This is a genomic window from Streptomyces sp. NPDC127595, from assembly GCF_042671685.1.
Classification (GTDB): domain Bacteria; phylum Actinomycetota; class Actinomycetes; order Streptomycetales; family Streptomycetaceae; genus Streptomyces.
In genome coordinates, this window is the sequence record NZ_JBHXWK010000020.1 from 1 (window position 1) to 19444 (window position 19444).

Sequence of the window (19444 nt, forward strand, 5' to 3'; positions counted from 1 at the left end):
CACCCGAGAGACTCTCTCAGGCTTTCCTCCGGGCGTTTCCCTTCGGTCTTGCGATTCCGACTCTATCAGACCGTTTTCCGATCCGATTTCCTCGGCGCTTTCCAGGTTTCCGCTTTCGCGTTTCCCTTTCCGGCGGTTCCGACTTTATCAGAAGTCTTGGGCCGGATTGACCGGCATCCATTTCTGAATCATCGGGAGGGGCCTCTCGGAAATCGACGTTTCCAGAAGCAGGCAGACCCTGAACTGCTGCCACTGGACCTGTCCAGCTTCTAGGCAACTGTTCGAATCTACCTCCCCGTTCGGTCCGTGTCAACGGCTCCTTCGGGGCGAAGAGGAGACTAGCAGCTCAGCGGAGGTGGTCGCACATCAGGCAGCCGTAGGGACGGTGGCACTGCGCTCGGTCTCGTCGACGTCACCGGTTTCGCCGGCCCGTGCCGTACGACCGCCCAGTACATAGACGTACGCCAGGAAGGCCAGTTCAGCGGCGATTCCGATGCCTATGCGGGCCCAGGTGGGGAGTCCGGACGGTGTGACGAAGCCTTCAATGGCGCCTGAGACAAAGAGGATCAGGGCCAGGCCTATGGCCATGCCAAGGGCGGCTCGGCCCTCTTCCGCGAGTGCCGTGCTGCGGGGACGAGGGCCGGGGTCGATCAGAGTCCAGCCCAGCCGCAGGCCCGTGCCCGCGGCGACGAAGACGGCCGTCAGCTCCAGGAGCCCGTGCGGGAGGACGAGGCCCAGGAAGGTGTCGAGGCGGCCGGCCGAGGACATCAGGCCTATGCCGACACCCAGGTTGAGCATGTTCTCGAAGAGGATCCAGATGACCGGGAGACCCAGGAAGATGCCCAGGACCAGGCACATCGCGGCGGCCTGGGCGTTGTTCGTCCACACCTGAGCCGCGAAGGACGCGGCGGGATGGGTGGAGTAGTAGGTCTCGTACTGGCCGCCGGGGCGGGTGAGTTCACGCAGGTCGCTGGGGGCCGCGATCGAGGACTGGACCTCGGGGTGCGTACCGATCCACCAACCCAGGAGGGCCGCGACCACGGTGGACAGGAGAGCCGTGGGAACCCACCAGTGGCGCGAGCGATAGACAGCGGCCGGGAAACCGTGCGTCAGGAAGCGAGTGACATCACGCCAGGAGGCGCGGCGGGTGCCTGTCACGGCACTACGCGCGCGTGCCACCAGCTGGCTGAGGCGGCCCGTCAGCTGAGGGTCGGGAGCGCTTGACTGGATCAGGGAGAGATGGGTGGCGGTGCGTTGGTACAGGGCCACGAGTTCGTCCGCCTCCGCTCCGGTCAGGCGGCGTTGGCGGCGTATCAGCGCGTCGAGCCTGTCCCACTCGGCTCGGTGGGCGGACACGAAGACGTCGAGGTCCATCTGGTTAGCTGCTCCTCGGCTGCTCGTCGTGAGTGTCAGCTTGTCGTACTGCGACGCGATGTGCCCTCAGCTTGACAGACTGGACACTCGCAGAGCAGGTCAGGGGAAGGACGGCGAGCGTGAGTGAGCTAGTGACGGGCGAGGCGGTGGCGCTGGAGTTGCGCCCCGCGAAATTGCCGAGCCGGGCGCTGGCCGTCTTGCTGGATCTGATCGTGGCGGTGGCCGTGTACGTCATCGTGACCATCGGCTTGGTGGCTGCGACGGGTGGGCTGGACGAAGCTGCGCAGGTCGCCCTGTCGATCGCGTGCTTCCTTCTCGTCCTGGTGGGCGGGCCGATCGCGGTGGAGACGCTCAGCCACGGCCGTTCGCTCGGGAAGCTGGCGTTCGGGCTGCGGGTTGTGCGGGACGACGGTGGGCCCATCCGGTTCAGGCATGCGCTGGTTCGCGGCGCCGTCGGGGTGGTCGAGCTTCTGATGACGTTCGGGATCGTCGCGTGCATCGCCTCGCTCGTTTCGGCGCGCGGGCGGCGGCTCGGTGACGTGTTCGCGGGGACCCTTGTCGTACGGGAAAGGATCCCGGCCGGCCGTACGCCGTTCGTTCCTCCACCGCCGCCCTGGCTGGCGGGGCGGTTCGCCGCGCTTGATCTGTCCGCTGTTCCGGACGGCTTGTGGCTGGCCATCCGGCAGTACCTGACGCGGATGCGGCAGTTGGATCCGCACGTGGGTGCTGTGATGGCGGAGCGGCTCGCCACGGATCTGGCCGCCCGCACGGGTACTCCGGCGCCGCCCGGGGTTCCGCCGGCCGCGTATCTGGCGGCGGTGGTGCAGGAGAGGCAGTCGCGGGAGGTCCGGCGGTCCTACGGCGGCGGGGCTGCCGTGACACCGTACGGCGGCGGCCCGGGTGGACCGATGATCGCCATGCCGGGTGGGACCGGACCCGCTCCCATGCAGCCGGGCGCCTATCCCTACCCCAACCCCTATACGTCGGTCGCTCCGGGAACTCCGTCCCCTCGCGCGACTCAGCCGCCGCCGGGCATGGCACCACAGCCCGCCGCCCCGCAGCCAGTCCCGCCACCACCCGCCGCACCGCCCCACGACCAGGGTGACCGTCCCTCGACCGGCTTCGCACCGCCCGCCTAGGGCCCGTCTGTCGGTGCCTCGTCAGGTGAATACCGACGGGGGTGACTCGAGGTGTTCCAGTTCGATGCCGGGTGCCGCGAGCACCACGTCTCCCGCGAGGTGTACGGCGTGCTGCTCACCGGTGTCCAGGGCTGTGACCTGGTATTCGTCGACGGTGAGGGGGCCGTTGTCAGTGGCGTGTGTTTCTCTCGAGATCAAGGCCCAGGACTGGTCGAGGGTGCGCGGGGCCAGGACCGGGTCGGTGAAGGCGACGAGGCGTACGCGGGTCGCGGAGGCGGAGGGGGTGAGGCGAAGGAGGCGGACGGTGGCGACGAGGAACGCGGGAGACGAGCCGGTGAAGGCGTGGGCGCGGACATTGCCTTCGGTGGCCTGTGTGCCCGCGGGGTCGGTGCGGACCCAGGTGACACCGTCGAGCGCGGCGCCGCGGACCTGCCAGCTCGCGGCGTTGAGTTCGAGACGAATGGGGCGGCCGAGGTCGTCGAGGGCGAGGTCGACGGAGCCGGAGTGATCGCCGGAGGGGGTGGTGAGTTGGGAGACATAGCGCCAGCCGGAGGGGCCGGGCGCGCAGTGGAAGTGTTCTTCAGCCAGGGGGGTGTGATCGTGCGGATCATGAAGCGAATAACGGCCGCGGGGCATGGGAGTTCAGGTCCTCATCGGGGACAGGCCCCCGCCACGGGGGCGAGGGCCTGCTGACATCCGTACGCCGAGCGGTGGTACCGCTGCCCGGCGGGGGAGCTCAGTAGCGGTAGTGGTCCGACTTGTACGGGCCCTCGACCTCGATGCCGAGGTACGCCGCCTGTTCGGGGCGGAGTGTCGTCAGCTTCACGCCGAGCGCGTCGAGGTGGAGGCGGGCGACCTTCTCGTCCAGGTGCTTGGGCAGCACGTACACGTCGGTCGGGTACTCCTCGGGCTTGGTGAACAGCTCGATCTGGGCCAGCGTCTGGTCCGCGAACGAGTTGGACATCACGAAGGAGGGGTGACCGGTGGCGTTGCCCAGGTTCAGCAGGCGGCCCTCGGACAGGACGATGAGGACCTTGCCGTCGGGGAACGTCCAGGTGTGGACCTGCGGCTTGACCTCGTCCTTGACGATGCCCTCGACCTGCGCCAGGCCGGCCATGTCGATCTCGTTGTCGAAGTGGCCGATGTTGCCCACGATCGCCTGGTGCTTCATCTTGGCCATGTCCGCGGCCATGATGATGTCCCTGTTGCCGGTCGTGGTGACGAAGATGTCCGCCTTGTCGACGACCTCGTCGAGGGTGGTGACCTGGTAGCCGTCCATCGCCGCCTGCAGTGCGCAGATCGGGTCGATCTCGGTGACGATCACGCGGGCGCCCTGGCCGCGCAGGGACTCCGCGCAGCCCTTGCCCACGTCGCCGTAGCCGAAGACGACGGCGGTCTTACCGCCGATGAGGACGTCGGTGGCGCGGTTGATGCCGTCGATCAGGGAGTGGCGGCAGCCGTACTTGTTGTCGAACTTCGACTTGGTGACGGCGTCGTTCACGTTGATCGCCGGGAACAGGAGGGTGCCGTCGCGGTGCATCTCGTAGAGACGGTGGACACCGGTCGTGGTCTCCTCGGTCACGCCGCGGATCTCCGAGGCGAGCTGGGTCCACTTCTGCGAGCCCTCGGTGATGGTGCGGGCGAGGAGCCCGAGGACGACGCGGTGCTCGTCGGATTCGGCGGTGTCGAGGGAGGGGACCTTGCCGTCCTTCTCGAACTGGACGCCGTTGTGGACGAGCATGGTGGCGTCACCACCGTCGTCCAGGATCATGTTCGGGCCGCCGGTGGGGGTGTTCGGCCAGGTCAGGGCCTGCTCGGTGCACCACCAGTACTCCTCCAGGGTCTCGCCCTTCCAGGCGAAGACCGGGACGCCCTGCGGGTTCTCGGGCGTGCCGTTCGGGCCGACCGCGATGGCGGCGGCGGCGTGGTCCTGGGTGGAGAAGATGTTGCAGGAGGCCCAGCGGACCTCGGCGCCGAGGGCGACCAGGGTCTCGATGAGGACGGCGGTCTGCACCGTCATGTGCAGGGAGCCGGTGACGCGGGCGCCCGCGAGAGGCTGCGCCTGGGCGTACTCCTTGCGGATCGACATCAGGCCGGGCATCTCGTGCTCGGCGAGGGTGATCTCCTTGCGGCCGAAGGCGGCCAGGGAGAGGTCGGCGACCTTGAAGTCCTGTCGGTTGTCGACAGTCGTCATGTCGAGCTGCTCCTCGGGATCGGGATTGGGGCGAGGTGGTACGGCTGGTCTGCGCGGCGGCGGGCATACGCATGCCCCGCTGGGCACAGGAGTGCCCGGTGCGCGCAACGCAGTCCGTCGGAGGCCCTCTCTCCCTCGGCCGGCCCGCTAAAGGACCGACCGACCGCCATCAGCAGCGACGTCTGGCTCAACCACCAAGCTACACCGGTGAGACCGGCCCTCCCCAGTCCGCGTACGACCGGGAAAGGCATGATCCGACTGTGCCGGCCGCGGCCCGTGCAGGTCAGACGCATGGGTCAGGTCTGCCGGGGCTCACAGATCTGACGGAAAGGGGCCCACCTGAACTCCAGGCGGGCCCCAGTGACGTAGAGGTTGAGGTCAGTGCTCGGCGGCGGGGTGTGCCGGGCCGCCCGGTGTCGCTTCTGGATCCGGGCCCTTCGCCGCCTCGGCCTCGTTGTAGATGTCGGGCTCGAGGTAGATGACGCGGGCGATCGGGACCGCTTCCCGGATGCGGGACTCGGCGGCGTTGATGGCGGTGGCGACCTCGGTGGCCGTGTCGTCGTGCTGGACGGCGATCTTGGCGGCGACCAGGAGCTCCTCCGGGCCGAGGTGGAGGGTGCGCATGTGGATGATGCCGGTGACCGTGTCGCCGTCGACGATGGCGGCCTCGATCTTCTTGACCTCTTCGAGGCCCGCGGACTCGCCCAGGAGGAGGGACTTGGTCTCCACGGCGAGGACCAGCGCGATCAGGATGAGCAGGATGCCGATGCAGAGCGTGCCGATGCCGTCCCACACGCCGTCGCCGGTGGCCAGGGCGATGCTGACGCCGACCAGCGCCAGGACCAGGCCCACCAGCGCGCCGAGGTCCTCCAGGAGCACGACCGGCAGCTCCGGGGCCTTGGCATGGCGGACGAACTCCTTCCACGACTTCTGGCCGCGCAGCGGGTTGGACTCCTTGATGGCCGTCCGGAAGGAGAAGGACTCCGCGATGATCGCGAAGACGAGGACGCCCACCGGCCAGTACCAGGCCTCGATCTCGTGCGGGTGCTTGATCTTCTCGTAGCCCTCGTAGATCGCGAACATGCCGCCGACCGAGAAGAGGACGATCGAGACGAGGAAGGCGTAGATGTAGCGCTCGCGGCCGTAGCCGAAGGGGTGCTGCGGGGTCGCCTCGCGCTTGGCCTTCTTGCCGCCGAGCAGGAGCAGTCCCTGGTTGCCGGAGTCGGCGAGCGAGTGCACGGATTCGGCGAGCATCGATGACGAACCGCTGAAGAGGAACGCCACGAACTTCGCTACCGCGATCGCGAGATTGGCGCCGAGTGCCGCCACGATCGCCTTGGTGCCGCCTGAAGCGCTCATGTGCTCCTGCTGTCCCTTCGTACGCCGTCCAGGGCTTTGCCTGCCTTTTGCCAGTGGGTCATTGTTGCAGGCTGCCCCGACAACAGCGCGTCAGGCCGTCACAGTGGTCACATCAGGCCACTACTGTCGCCCGGAAAATCGTGCCAGGGCCAGACACTTCGACCTTTTCGCCCGCGGGTACGAAGACGGACTGGCCGGGGGCGAGCGTGCTGCCGTCCACGCGCGCGGCACCGGCCGTGCACAGCAGGATCTGCGGGGTCGTGGCGGTGAGGTCGTGCGGGGCCGCGTCCTGGGGCAGGGCGTAGCGGGAGAGGCGGAACTCGTCGATGGGGGTCTCGTAGACCTCCTCGCCGTCGGGGGACGCCTCCGGGCGCAGTACGCCGGGGTCGCTCGCCTCGAAGCGGACGATGCGCAGGAGTTCGGGGACGTCGACGTGCTTGGGGGTCAGGCCGCAGCGCAGGACGTTGTCGCTGTTGGCCATGATTTCGACGCCCAGGCCGTTCAGATACGCGTGCGGGACGCCGGCGCCGAGGAACAGGGCCTCGCCGGGCTGGAGTTGGACGTAGTTGAGGAGCATCGCGGCGATGACGCCGGGGTCGCCCGGGTAGTGGTGGGCGATGTCGGCGTACGGGGCGTAGGAGCCGCCGAGGCGGGCGCAGGCGGCCGCGGCCTCGGTCACCGTGTGGGCCAGTTCGTCGCGGTCGGCGGAGAGCAGCGCCGTGAGGACCTCGCGCAGGGCGGCCTCTTCGGGGTGGGCGCGCAGGAGGTCGACGTACGGCTTGAGGGAGTCGACGTCCAGGCCCGCGAGCAGTTCGGCGGCCTCGGCGGGGGCGCGGAAGCCGCACAGGCCGTCGAACTCGGTGAGGGCGCAGATCAGTTCGGGCTTGTGGTTGGCGTCCTTGTAGTTGCGGTGCGGGGCGTCGATCGGGATGCCCCGGCGCTCCTCGTCGTCGTAACCCTCTTGCGCCTGTTCGAGGTTGGGGTGCACCTGGAGGGAGAGGGGGGCGCCCGCGGCGAGGATCTTCAGCAGGAACGGCAGGCGGGGGCCGAACTTGGCGACGGCCGCGCGGCCCAGTTCCTTCTCGGGGTCCTCGTCGATGACCTCGGTGAGGGGACCTCGTTCGGTGCGCGAGGGTGCGCCCGGGTGGGCGCCCATCCACATCTCCGCCTGCGGTTCACCGGTCGGCTCCACGCCGAGCAGCCGCGGGATGGCGGTGGTCGAACCCCAGGCGTAGGGGCGGATGGTGTTGCCGAGGCGGTCCATAGTGTGTCGTTCTCTCCGTACATACGCTGCTCAGCGGGCGTTTCTCACCACGCGGAGGTCCGGTGTCGGGCTACACCGTGTGTGTCAAGGTCAGGCGCCTGAGGCGAGCGCCAGGTAAACGGCGGCGAAATCTGTGATGGCGATCAGTTCGGCGAGGGTCTCCAGTTCGCCGCCCTCCTCGGGTTCGAGTTCGCTGATCGCGGTGTCGTGGCTGAGGGCGAGTTCGCGGGCGGCCGGGGCGGCGGTCAGGCCGCCTGTCGGGCGGTCGCGCAGGAGCACCACGCGCGCGTGGATGGCCTGTTGCTCCTCGACCCGGTCGCGGAAGAAGTCGTCCGGGTCGGCGCCGGCGGCCAGCGCGCCGGACAGCAGCGCGGCGTGCTCGGCGAGCGCCTCCGGCAACTCGGCGGTGAGCGCGGGGCGTCCGGCCAGCTCGGCGAGCGCGGCGGCGAAGCGGCGGCCCGCCGGGCCGGCGGACGTGCCCTCGGTCCAGATCACCGGGAGCGCCTCGGCGAGTTCGGCTGCGAGGGTCTTGGCGGGGTTGCTGTACGTCGCGATGGCCGGGCCGCAGCGCTCGGCGATGCGGTCCAGGCGGTCGGCGACCTTCTGGACGGCCTCCGGGGGTGCGGTGAGCAGGCCGGTGCGGTCGAGGAGTGCGAGCAGCGGGGTGAGCAGCGCCCACATGACGCCGGGGGCCGATGCGGCAGCGACCTCCTCCCGCTCGTACGGGGTGGTCGCCAGGGGTACGAACAGGCCGTGCGCACCGTCCACCGACTCGGGCAGCGGGGAGTGGGCCGGGGCCACGGCGGCGACGGTGCACCCGCGCCGGTAGGCCTGCTCGATCAGGAGCGAGAGGCCCGGCTCATAACCGTCGGGGGTGGCGATCAGGAGCAGGTCCACCGGGCCCGCCCAGCCGGGGAGCTCCCAGCGCAGGGCGCCCGCGTCGGCGGCGACGCCCGTCGGGCTCAGCCGGGTGACCGGGCAGCCGGCCCCGGCGAGGGTGCCGAGCAGGTCGGCGACACAGGTGGCCGCGGTGCCCGGGCCCGCGATCAGGACGGCGCGGGGGCGGCCGTCCGGCTTGAGCTCCGGGATGCCGGCCTCGACGGCGTGCCGGGCGGCGGTGCGCACGTGGGCGCCTGCCTCGGCGGCGCCCCTGAGCAGGCCGCGGCGGTCCGCCTGGGCCAGTGCCTCGGGTGCGTCGAACAGCGATTCGTCGAGCATGTGCGGCAGCCTCCGATCGCCGGGTCGTCGTTACGCGGGGCGACGGGCCTCGTCGACGAGCAGTACGGGGATGCCGTCGCGGACGGGGTACGCGAGGCCGCAGTCCGTGCTCGTGCAGACCAGCTCGCTCTCCTGCTCCTTGAGCGGGGCGTGGCAGGCCGGGCAGGCGAGGATCTCCAGGAGGCCGGCTTCGAGCGGCATGGGGTGTCCTTCCGAACAGGTGGATGCGGCCTGGTCAGGGTACCGCTGCGGGCGGGGGCGCGGCGCTGGCTTGTGGGGGGGGGTGCGCTGGGCTCGGGGCGACGGGGTGGGGGCGGGTGGGGGTTTCGGGTTTTTCGTCCCCTCCGCCCCTACCCGACCCTTGTATCTGGGGGCTGCCGCCCCCAGACCCCCGCATCGCGCTGAACGCGCTCGTCCTCAAGCGCCGGACAGGCTGAAAGATCTCCAGCGCCGGAGGGTGCGACCGTCAGCCTCTGATGATCTCCAGCACCTCGTCCCGCACCTTCGCCATCGTCGCCTCGTCGCGGGCCTCTGTGTTGAGGCGGAGCAGTGGCTCGGTGTTGGAGGGGCGGACGTTGAACCACCAGTCCTCGGCGGTGACGGTGAGGCCGTCGAGTTCGTCGAGGGCGATGTCCTCGCGGCCCTCGTAGGTGGCTCTGATCGCGGCGAGGCGTGCCTTCTGGTCGTCGACCGTGGAGTTGATCTCGCCGGAGCCGGCGTAGCGGTCGTACTCGGCGACGAGTCGGGAGAGCGGGGCATCCTGGCCGCCGAGCGCGGCGAGGACGTGGAGGGCGGCGAGCATGCCCGTGTCCGCGTTCCAGAAGTCGCGGAAGTAGTAGTGCGCGGAGTGCTCGCCGCCGAAGATCGCGCCGGACGTGGCCATCTCGGCCTTGATGAAGGAGTGGCCGACGCGGGTGCGGACGGGGGTGCCGCCGTGCTCCCGTACGACCTCGGGCACCGACCAGGAGGTGATGAGGTTGTGGATGACCGTGCCGCCGGGGTGCTTGGCGAGCTCGCGGGCGGCCACCAGGGCCGTGATCGCGGAGGGCGGCACCGGGTCGCCCCGCTCGTCGACCACGAAGCAGCGGTCGGCGTCGCCGTCGAAGGCGATGCCGAGGTCGGCGCCCTCCTCGCGCACGCGCTTCTGGAGGTCGACGATGTTCGCCGGGTCGAGGGGGTTCGCCTCGTGGTTGGGGAAGGTGCCGTCCAGCTCGAAATACATCGGCACCAGGTCGAGGGGCAGTCCGTCGAAGACGGTCGGGACCGTGTGCCCGCCCATGCCGTTGCCCGCGTCGACGACGACCTTCAGAGGGCGGATGGAGGTCAGGTCGACAAGGCCGCGGAGGTGCGCCGCGTAATCCTTCAACGTGTCACGCTGCGTGATCGTTCCCGGCGGGACGTCCGCGGGGGCCGGGGCCCCCGAGTCGAGCCAGGACTCGACGAGTTCGCGGATCTCGGAGAGGCCGGTGTCCTGTCCGACCGGGGCCGCGCCCGCCCGGCACATCTTGATCCCGTTGTACTTGGCGGGGTTGTGGGAGGCCGTGAACATGGCGCCCGGCAGGTCGAACGCGCCCGACGCGTAGTAGAGCTGGTCGGTCGAGCACAGCCCGATCTCGGTGACGTCGACGCCTCGCGCCGCCGCACCGCGCGCGAAGGCGCGCGACAGACCGGGCGACGAGGGCCGCATGTCGTGCCCAATCACGATCGCGTCCGCACCGGTCACCTGGACGAAGGCCGCCCCGAACAGCTCGGCCAGCGGCTCGTCCCACTGGTCGGGGACCACACCGCGCACGTCGTACGCCTTCACGAGCTGCGACAGATCAGCAGTCACGGCCAACCCTCCAGAAGTCCACTTAGGTCGCCTCAAACTACCTGCCCGGACTGACAGTCCGGTGTGCCGTGGCTCAGCGGATGCGTATCCGTCACCTGGGGGCTTCTTTCGTCACCTGTGGGGACTCATCCGTCACGTGGCAGTAACGCACCGCGTAGCGTCAGCCTCGTTCCGGCACGACAGCCGCCCCCTCGTTCGGTCACGGCAGCATCCACCCCAGGACCGGCGTGCTCTGCCCCGCCACGATCAGGCACATGATCAGCAACAGCCCGAGACTCCACGGCAGCACCTTGCGCAGCAGGTCGCCCTCGCGGCCCGCGAGCCCGACCGCCGCGCAGGCGATGGTCAGGTTCTGCGGCGAGATCATCTTGCCGAGGACGCCGCCCGAGCTGTTGCCGGCCGCGAGCAGCTCCGGAGACAGGCCAGACTCCCTGGCCGCGCTCACCTGGAGGGCGCCGAAAAGGGCGTTCGCCGAGGTGTCGGAGCCGGACACGGCTACGCCGAACCAGCCCAGGACCGGTGACAGGAAGGCGAGTCCGGCGCCGGCCGCCGCGACGAAGTGGCCGATCGTGGCGGCCTGCCCGGAGAGGTTCATGACGTAGGCGAGCGCCAGCACGGACGTCACGGTGAGGATCGCGAACCTCAACTCGTGCACCGTCGCGGCCCATTCCTTCACCGCCACGCGCGCGTGGACCCCGAGTACGGCGGCGGTGCACAGCCCGGCGAGCAGCACGAGCGTGCCGCCGGTCGACACCAGGGGCAGCGTGAAGACATTGCCGCCGACCGGTTCGCCGTCGGGATTGACCACGTTCAGGAAGGGCCAGTCGAAGACGCGGGTCGCTCCGGCCAGCCAGTCCTTCACCGCGGGGATCTGGGCGATGGAGAAGATGACAACGATCAGCGCGTACGGGGCGTAGGCACGCACGACTTCGGGCCGCGGGTCCTCCTCGTCCAGGTCCTCACTCCGTACGCCGGTCAGCACCGCCACCCGTACGGGCTCGGCGGCCGGCCTGCGCGCCCCCGGTACGGCGACGAGGGCGCCCGCGCCGGCCAAGGCGGCCCCGATATCGGCGAGTTGCGCGGAGACGTAGTTGGAGGCGGCGAACTGGGCGACGGCGAAGGCGGTTCCGCAGACGAGGGCGGGCACCCAGGTCTCGCGCAGTCCGCGCCGCCCGTCGACCAGGAAGACGAGCAGGAGCGGTACGACCAGGGCCAGCAGGGGTGTCTGGCGGCCCACTACGGAGGCGACGGAATCCAGTGGCAGGCCGGTGACTTGGGCGAGCGTGACGACCGGGGTGCCCATGGCGCCGAAGGCGACCGGAGCGGTGTTGGCGACCAGCGCGACCACCGCCGCGCGCACCGGGTCGAAGCCGAGCGCGACCAGCATCACGGAGCAGATCGCGACCGGGGCGCCGAAGCCCGCGAGCGCCTCAAGGAGGGCGCCGAAACAGAACGCGATCACGAGCGCCTGGATGCGCGGATCGTCGGACAGCCGCCCGAAGGAGCGGCGGAGGATGTCGAAGTGCTGGGTACGGACCGTCATCCGGTACACCCACAGGGCGTTGACGACGATCCACAGGATGGGGAAGAGGCCGAAGACGGCCCCCTGAGCGGCGCTGGACAGCGTCTGGCCGACCGGCATGCCGTACGCGAGCCAGGCGACCGACGCGGCGGCCACCAGGCCGATCAGACCCGCCCGGTGCGCCTTCATGCGGACGCCGCCGAGCAGGATCAGGACGATGACGAGGGGCAGGGTCGCGACGAGGGCGGACAGGCCGAGTGAACCGGCCACGGGTTCCAGTTCCTGGACGTACACGGGCGCCTCCTCCGATTCCGCGATGCGGAAAGCGGTTTCTCACGGGCGGAGGAATGGTCGTGTCCGCGACAAGTGCGCGTCAAGACTTCTGCACCGCCGAGTGAAATGTGCACCGAACGTGCACCGAGGTGAAGTTGCCCTCAGGGAAAGGGGGTTCGGCCAGGCGAACAGGAGCGACGAGCTCAGGAGTCCGGCGAGCGCAGCACCCGCAGATGGCCGCGGCGCGCGACCTCCATCGGGTCCGCGGAGCGTGCGCTGCCGCCACCGGCCCCCGCGGCACGCTGCTGCGGACGGGCCGCCTCGCGTACCGCGTTGGCGAGGGCTTCCAGGTCGTCACCGGTGGGGCGGGAGGGACCGGAGGAGTCGGCGAGCCGGACGACCTCCCAGCCGCGCGGCGCGGTGAGGCGCTCGGAGTGCTCCGCACACAGGTCGTAGCAGTGGGGTTCGGCGTAGGTGGCGAGCGGGCCGAGGACCGCGGTCGAGTCGGCGTAGACGTACGTCAGCGTCGCGACGGCGGGGCGGCCGCAAGCGGTGCGCGAACAGCGACGTACAGGGCTCACGACGTTGGACGGTACCGCACTCCTGAGCGGGCCGCGACGACTCTCTCCCAGGTCACCCCACCGTGTCGTGCTGTGAGAACGCCCACATGAACCTCCGCACACCCGGCCCTGACCTGGGGCGACATCGGGTGCCGGGATGCCGAACAGACCTGAAACCGGTCACCACTTGGTGCAAACCATGTCAATTGCCATGTCAGGGGCGGTCTTGGAGGGATACGGAATCGAGCCCGACCTTGGCTGGAATGGTCATCCGGCGACATCAAGAGTGATCGCCGCGCAACATCCGCGACGGCCACGCGCGACATCCGGAACGGCCGCACTCGGTATCCGGAACGGTCACACCCGGCGCCCCGAACAGCCACGCATCGCGTCCGGCACGTCACGGGCCGGGATCGGACCTCGATCGGACCGGGATCCCGGACGGCCGCCGGGCAAGATCCCGCGCCGCTGCGGGCCTGCCGCGTGGGGGTCGGGCGCACGCCTCTGACGAGGACTACTCTTCGTCAGTGATGGACAACCCCGTACCGCCCCGCGCCGCCGCACCTGGGCCCCGCCGTCGTGACCGCCATGGCAGGGGCATGCGTGGCCCCGTCGCGCCTCCCCAGGTGCCGCTCGCCGCGAGCCGCGCCGAGGTGTTCGCCGACCTGGTGCAGGACTCCGTGGAGCGGCTGGAGCGGCGCTGGCCGCAGCTCGCCGACATCGATTTCATCGTTCTCGAGGTGCCCCGTCTGGAGGGCTCGGGAGACGGCTGGACCGACGAGTCGGTGCCCCTGGGCGGCACGATCCCCGAGCGCGAGGGCCACCCCGCGCGCGTGGTCGTCTACCGCCGCCCCGTCGAGATCCGCACCAAGGGCCGCGACGAGCGCGCCGCCCTGGTGCACGAGGTCGTCGTGGAGCAGGTCGCGGAGCTGCTGGGGCTCACTCCGGAGACGGTGGATCCGCGGTACGGCGAGGAATGACACTCCCCGGGGACCGGGTGCCACGTGCGCGTGGCACCCGCTTTCTGCGGCCCGCCTACTTCTGCAGCACCGAAAGATCCTGCTTGGCCTCCGGTACCTCCACCGTCCCGTGGTCGTCCGGGAGGGTCTGGATGGTGAAGCCCGGGATGCCGTTCACGCCGGCGGTGAGCATCCGGGAGGCGTAGACGGAGCCCCCGGAGACCGGCTCGACGGTGAGCGCGTACGTCCCCTTGAGGCCGCTCGGGACCGGCGCCTCGATGTTCTCCGTCGTGCCGCTCTTGATGGTGAACGTCTTCGTCACCGCCGTACCGCCCTCGCTGCCCGCGGACGCGGTGACCTTGACCTCGGCGGCTTCGCCGGGGGCGGTCAGGGCGAGGGTGGAGGCCTTGGAGGTGTTGTCGGCGACCGTCGCGCGCGTGCCCACCGGGCTGGTGGCCGGGATGAACGCGGTCTCCTGCTTGTCGCCCTTGCCGCGTACGACCTGTAGGGCGGCGACGACCGGCACCGAGGTGCCGGTGGGGGTGACCACCAGGGAGCCCGCTTCGCCGCGCGTCAGATCGCCGAGGTCGACGGCGGCGGTCATGCCGGACTTCACGTGCAGGGTTTCGTTGCCCGCGGGTGTGATCAGTCCCGTGGGCGAGGCGAGGCGCACCTTCAGGTCGGCGTCGGCGCCGCCGGGCACGAAGGCGACCAGGTGCACCGCCGTGGCGTCCTTCGGGATGCCGGGCAGCACGAGGCTGCCCGCGGGGTCGGTGGAGGCGGCCAGCCAGTCGCCGCCGGTGTTGTCGTCCAGGGCCTGTACGGCGGCTCCCAGGCGACCGCTGCGGACCGTGACGTGCACGGTGAGGTCCGCCTGCGGGTCGCCCGTCAGCGTGTTCAGGAGGAGCGCGTCGCTGGAGTGCGGCTGGACCGTGATGCCCTCGCCCAGCGTGGACTTGAGGGCGCCGTCCTTGCCGTACAGGTCGATGTCGACGACGGCGGCCGAGTCGTCCGGGTTGGTCAAGTGCACATAGTCCGTGCGGTCGTCGGCGGTGCTGGCGCCCGGGAACCAGAACTCGGTGTCCGGAGCGGTGCAGTTGGTGCCGAGCAGCCCACGTCCGGTGCCCGCGGCGACCTGCGTGGTCTCCTGGACGGTCCAGCCGGGCGCGAACCTGCCCTCGGCGGTGCCGACCAGGGCGGGTGCCTCGGCGCCCGAGTTGTCTCCGGTGGCCGGCTTGCCGGGCTCCTTGACCTCCAGAACGGGCTTCTCGGCCTTGTCGTCGGCGCCGCCGTCCGCCGACTCCTCGGTCGCGACCTGCAGTTCGGCCTTGCCGCTGTCGCCCGTGCCCTCGGAGACGGGCGTGAAGGAGGTGTACGCCGTCTCCGCGAGGTCGGAGGTGCTCGGCTGCGGGCAGAGCAGGCTGCTGCGCTCGACGGGCAGCAGCGCGGCCGCCTTCACCGCGGTGTCGTCCGACGCGTCCGGCGCGCTGAGCACGGCGAAGCCGGTCACGGCGGCCAGCGCTGTCGTGCCGACGATCAGGGACAGGGTGGTGCGGTTCACTGCTGGCTCCCGTCGGGGCGCTCACTGTCAGGGCCGTACGGCGGCTGCGGGGGCATCGGAGGCTGCGCCGAGGGGTCGTACGCGGGGTCGTAGCCCTGGCCGTTCGTGTCGTAGCCCTGGTTGTACGTCTGGTCGTACGACGTCTGGCCCCCGTAGGCGTACGGGTCGTACTGGCCGCTCTGGTAGGGGTCCGCCTGGTAGGGCTGCTCGTAAGTGCCCGTCTGATACTGCTGCTGGCCCTGGTACTGCTCGGCGCCGTAGCTGCCGTACTCGGCGGCCGCGTAGCTCGGGGTGTCCCACTCGCCGTACGCCTGCTGCTGCGGGACCGCCGCCGGCTCCAATGGGACCTCCTCCTCCGGAGGAGGAAGGGTGTCGCCGTCCTGTGCGGTCTGCTCGGCCTCCGCCTGGGCGCGCAGACGGCGGGCGCGGCGGCCGTCGCCCGTGACGTCCTGCGCGAGGATTTCCTCCTCCTCGGGGAGGTCGTCGTCGACGTCCCGGCGGCGTCCGGGCAGGGCCATCACCACGAGGACGACGGCGAGGGCGCCCTGCGCCCACAGCCATGCGGTGTGGCTCAGCGGGGCGTCGAAGGTGATGTCCAGCTTGCCGCCGCCGGTGGGCAGTTCGAAGCCCTGCGCCCAGCCGTCGACCGTGGTGCGGGTGAGCGGCTCGCCGTCCAGGGTCGCCGTCCAGCCCTCGTCGGCCGTGTCGGCGAGGCGCAGGACGCGGCCGTCGGCGCCGGCTGGGATGGTGGTGTGCACCTCGACGGGTCCGGCGGCGATGGACAGCGGGTCGCCGGTCTTGGGGACGATGGCGGCGCGCGAGACCTGCCGGTCCACGCGCCACAGGGCGCTGCCGTCCTGCTGGCGGCTGAGCCGGCTCAGGCCTGGCGTGGCGTTCAGGACGCTGGTCATTTCGCGGGGCGCGCCCTCGTGGACGAGGACATAGCGCACGGCGAAGCCGCCGAGTTCGTCGGCCTGGTCGGCGCCGGAGCCCGCCACGAGGTTGGCGACGACCTTGGCGAGCTGATCGTTCTCACCGCCCGCCGCCGCGAGTTCGCCGTCGCCGAGGCGGGCGCCGGAGCCGCGGACCAGGGTGTAGCCGACCTCGGCGGTCGACTTGCTGTCGAGGACGAGGGTGCGGGCCTGGTCGCGGGTGCCGCTCTCCTCGGCGACGAACGCGGGCACCTGTACCGGGTCGCGGCGCTCCAGCGGTCCGTCGGCGCCGCCGATCATCCAGCCGGCCGCGACGAGAAGGGGGCCCGCGGCGGCGGTGAACGCGATCAGCACCGCCACCGGCTGGCGCCAGCCGAAGCTCTGTTCGGCCACGCGCGAGCGTGCCCCGTCGGCGCCGAGTGCGGCGGCGGCGAGCAGCGCGAGGCCGTAGACGAGGGTCGCGGGGCCGGCCCAGGCGGAGCTGTTGGACAGCACGGCGAAGACGAGCGCCACCAGGGCGACGGCCCACGCCGTCCAGATCCCCGCCTGGCGCTCGGTGCGCATCAGGGCGGCCAGCGCGGCCAGCACGACGCCGATGAGCATCAGCCCGCTGACGGTCCCGGGGCCGCCGGGTCCGGCGCCGAGCAGGTCGAGCGCGGAGGCCGCGCCGCTCCCGTACTCCAGACCGGCCTCCTGGAAGAAGCCGAACGGGAGCAGCGTCAGTGACCAGGGGGCGAGGACCAGCAGCGGGGTGCCGAGCTGGGCCAGGAAACGCAGTCCGTAGGCGGGGATCTCGTTTCTGCGCACCACGAGGAGTGCGATTCCGAGAACCAGCGCGATGGGCCACATGATCGGCGTGAAGGCCGTGGTGAGCGTCAGCAGCAGGGCGTACGCCCAGGTGGCGCGCCAGCTTCCGCGCGCACCGGAGGAGTTCGTCAGCCCGCTCGCGGCGATGCCCGCGCGCGCGAGGAGCGGCAGCAGGATCGCGAGGACGGAGGTGCCGATGTGGCCGCTCGCGAGCGCGCCCGTGGCGGCCGGCAGGAAGGCGTACACGATGGACGCCCAGGCGCGCAGCAGGCGTGATTCGACGAGCGGCCGTGAGGCGAAGTACGCCGTGAAGCCGGCCAGCGGTACGGAGGCCACCAGGAGCACGGTGACCGCGAGCCCGGTGGAACCGAAGAGCAGGGAGGACAGCATCGCGACGATCGCCAGATACGGCGGAGCCGTCTGGGTGCCGCCCGTGCCCACCGCGTGCCAGCCGTCGAGATAGCGCGACCAGAGCTCGGAGGAGTCGCCGGGCGCGGGCAGCAGCGCACCGCCCGCGAGCGCCCCGGTGCCGAGCAGCGCGCGGCAGGCGATGAGCGAGACGAAGAGCAGCGCGACGAAGAGCACGGGTCCGGGCTTGCGCGCGACGCGCTTGACCCTGCCGAACTGCTCGACCTCCAGGAAGTCGGCGTCGTCACCGCCGGGTCCGGACTCGACCGCGCCACCGTGCCGTCCGGCGCCGCCGGGGGCCTCGGGGTCCGAGCGGCCCACGAAGCTGCTCGCGGCCTGCTCGATGGTGGCCCGCACGGTCGCGCCGGGCGGCGGGAACAGCGGGCGCAGCTCGTCCTTGTCGACCTGCGGGCGGCCGCGCGTGCGGCGGCCCGCGAGGATCCGCTCGGGGCGCAGCAGCGTCCCGAGGAGCCCGCGGATCTCGTCGACGGCCTGTCCGGGGACCTTGCCGACGAGATACGCGACCGTGCGCAGCAGGGTGCCGAGGACCAGGCGGAACAGGATCCAGGGCAGCTGCGCCGTACGGGCGTTGACGAGGAGGGTGTAGGTGGCGCCCGCCTTGTCGACCTTGTGCGGGGAGGCGGCGGTGCGGCCCACGCAGTCGACGGTGCGGCGCTCGCGGGAGGAGGCCTCGGCGTGCCGGACGACCGCTTCGGGGGCGACGAGGACGTTGTGCCCCGCGGACTGGGCGCGCCAGCACAGGTCGACGTCGTCACGCATCAGGGGCAGCCGGCGGTCGAAGCCGCCGAGTTCCTCGAAGACATCGCGCCGGACCAGCATTCCGGCAGTGGACACGGACAGCACCGGGTGTACGTGGTCGTGCTGGCCCTGGTCCTGCTCGCGGCGGTCCAGGCCGGTCCAGCGGCGGCCGGAGTGGGCGATGGTGACGCCGACTTCGAGCAGCGCCCTGCGGTCGTACCAGCCGCGGAGCTTGGGCCCGATCACGGCGACTTCCTTGCCGAGCTCCGCTTCGTTCTCCACGGCCCGGAGCAGCTGGGCCAGGGCGTCCGGCTCGGGTGCGCAGTCGTCGTGCAGCAGCCAGAGCCACTGCTCGGGCTCGCCGTACGGAAGGTCCGGCATGTCGTACGCGTCGTCGCGCCAGGTGCGGGTGACGGGGTCCCAGCCGCTGGGGCGCTTCAGGTAGGGCAGATCGTCCGGGGTGAGCACACCGGCGGTGCGGGTGGCCTCCTCGACGGCCTGGCCGAAGCCGGTGCGCCGGGCGAGGTGCACCACGCGGTCCGCGCCGAGCGCTTCGGTGAGCAGCTGGGCGGAGTCGTCCGCGCTGCCGGTGTCGGCCGCCACCGCGTTCTGCACGGGGCGCTCCTGGCCGAGCAGCCCGGCGAGCGCCTCGGGCAGCCAGCGGGCGCCGTCATGGGAGACGAGCACCGCGGTCACCACGTGGCGCGGGAACTCAGGAGTGGCAGCGTCGTGTTGGCCTGCCGTATGGCTGTGCACGGACATCGAGGTACGGGCCCCGGTTCGATGGACTGCGGTGGACGCCTGTGCCCGCGGGGAGCAGTGGGACGTCTCGGACGGAGGCCCACACTAACGGCTGGGCAACACAGCGGCCCGCCGCCTGTGGATAACCCACCTGCGACGGGCCGTTCGTTACGTATCGGTACGTAGGGGTGTGCGCCTTCTGGCCTGAAACGGGCCGTCTTCAGGCAGCGTCGTTCACGCTTGGACGGCGGCCTTCCTCAGGCAGCGTCGCTCACGCTCAGACGGCGGCCTTCTTCAGGCGGCGGCGTTCGCGCTCGGACAGACCGCCCCAGATGCCGAACCGTTCGTCGTTGGCGAGCGCGTATTCGAGGCACTCGGAACGGACCTCACAGGCGAGGCAGACCTTCTTGGCCTCGCGGGTGGAGCCGCCCTTCTCGGGAAAGAAGGACTCGGGGTCGGTCTGGGCGCACAGCGCGCGCTCCTGCCAGCCGAGTTCCTCGTCCGCGTCGTCGACCAGCAGTTGCTGCACCAGCTCGGTCATGT

General features: G+C 71.0%; 15 protein-coding genes. 2 read left to right on the forward strand and 13 right to left on the reverse strand.

Annotated features, from left to right (window positions below):
- Positions 1–366 precede the first annotated feature (366 nt).
- On the reverse strand, positions 367–1374 hold the full coding sequence (locus tag ACFVKT_RS38515) for a stage II sporulation protein M (protein ID WP_385741079.1): 1008 nt from the start codon (positions 1372–1374) through the stop codon (positions 367–369).
- A gap of 119 nt (positions 1375–1493) precedes the next feature.
- Between ACFVKT_RS38515 and ACFVKT_RS38520 the strand changes: the two genes are divergently transcribed.
- On the forward strand, positions 1494–2513 hold the full coding sequence (locus tag ACFVKT_RS38520; protein WP_385741082.1) for an RDD family protein: 1020 nt from the start codon (positions 1494–1496) through the stop codon (positions 2511–2513).
- Between the two features lie 21 nt (positions 2514–2534).
- Here the strand turns inward: ACFVKT_RS38520 and ACFVKT_RS38525 are convergent, their stop codons facing one another.
- From ACFVKT_RS38525 to ACFVKT_RS38565, 9 genes are all read right to left on the reverse strand, one after another.
- Complete coding sequence (locus ACFVKT_RS38525) at positions 2535–3149, reverse strand: hypothetical protein (RefSeq protein ID WP_385741085.1); 615 nt, start codon at positions 3147–3149, stop codon at positions 2535–2537.
- Between the two features lie 100 nt (positions 3150–3249).
- Complete coding sequence (ahcY, locus tag ACFVKT_RS38530) at positions 3250–4707, reverse strand: adenosylhomocysteinase (RefSeq protein ID WP_385741087.1); 1458 nt, start codon at positions 4705–4707, stop codon at positions 3250–3252.
- Between the two features lie 378 nt (positions 4708–5085).
- Positions 5086–6066, reverse strand: coding sequence for a cation diffusion facilitator family transporter (locus tag ACFVKT_RS38535; protein WP_385741090.1), 981 nt, complete (start codon positions 6064–6066; stop codon positions 5086–5088).
- 112 nt (positions 6067–6178) lie between these two features.
- Entirely contained in the window at positions 6179–7330 is a 1152-nt protein-coding gene (manA, locus tag ACFVKT_RS38540) for a mannose-6-phosphate isomerase, class I (protein ID WP_385741093.1), read from the reverse strand.
- 90 nt (positions 7331–7420) lie between these two features.
- Positions 7421–8548 carry an SIS domain-containing protein gene (locus tag ACFVKT_RS38545; protein ID WP_385741096.1) on the reverse strand — a complete coding sequence of 376 codons (1128 nt, stop codon included), beginning with the start codon at positions 8546–8548 and terminating at the stop codon, positions 7421–7423.
- Positions 8549–8578: 30 nt separating this feature from the next.
- Positions 8579–8749: a Trm112 family protein gene (locus ACFVKT_RS38550; protein WP_385741099.1), complete on the reverse strand. Its 171-nt coding sequence runs from the start codon at positions 8747–8749 to the stop codon at positions 8579–8581.
- 265 nt (positions 8750–9014) lie between these two features.
- Entirely contained in the window at positions 9015–10379 is a 1365-nt protein-coding gene (locus ACFVKT_RS38555; RefSeq protein WP_385741102.1) for a phosphomannomutase/phosphoglucomutase, read from the reverse strand.
- 199 nt (positions 10380–10578) lie between these two features.
- Entirely contained in the window at positions 10579–12195 is a 1617-nt protein-coding gene (locus tag ACFVKT_RS38560) for an L-lactate permease (RefSeq protein ID WP_385741105.1), read from the reverse strand.
- Between the two features lie 182 nt (positions 12196–12377).
- Positions 12378–12806: a DUF3499 domain-containing protein gene (locus ACFVKT_RS38565; protein ID WP_385741238.1), complete on the reverse strand. Its 429-nt coding sequence runs from the start codon at positions 12804–12806 to the stop codon at positions 12378–12380.
- 458 nt (positions 12807–13264) lie between these two features.
- Here ACFVKT_RS38565 and ACFVKT_RS38570 point away from each other — a divergent pair, with 458 nt between their 5' ends.
- Positions 13265–13714: a metallopeptidase family protein gene (locus ACFVKT_RS38570; RefSeq protein ID WP_385741241.1), complete on the forward strand. Its 450-nt coding sequence runs from the start codon at positions 13265–13267 to the stop codon at positions 13712–13714.
- Between the two features lie 55 nt (positions 13715–13769).
- On the opposite strand, the gene ACFVKT_RS38575 is transcribed toward ACFVKT_RS38570, so the two are convergent.
- The 3 genes from ACFVKT_RS38575 to ACFVKT_RS38585 form a co-directional block, all read right to left on the reverse strand.
- Positions 13770–15254 carry a DUF5719 family protein gene (locus ACFVKT_RS38575; protein ID WP_385741107.1) on the reverse strand — a complete coding sequence of 495 codons (1485 nt, stop codon included), beginning with the start codon at positions 15252–15254 and terminating at the stop codon, positions 13770–13772.
- Complete coding sequence (locus ACFVKT_RS38580) at positions 15251–18922, reverse strand: glycosyltransferase (protein ID WP_385741110.1); 3672 nt, start codon at positions 18920–18922, stop codon at positions 15251–15253. The genes ACFVKT_RS38575 and ACFVKT_RS38580 overlap by 4 nt, the downstream gene beginning before the upstream one ends.
- Positions 18923–19178: 256 nt before the next feature.
- Entirely contained in the window at positions 19179–19442 is a 264-nt protein-coding gene (locus tag ACFVKT_RS38585; protein ID WP_003975777.1) for a WhiB family transcriptional regulator, read from the reverse strand.
- Positions 19443–19444: the final 2 nt, after the last annotated feature.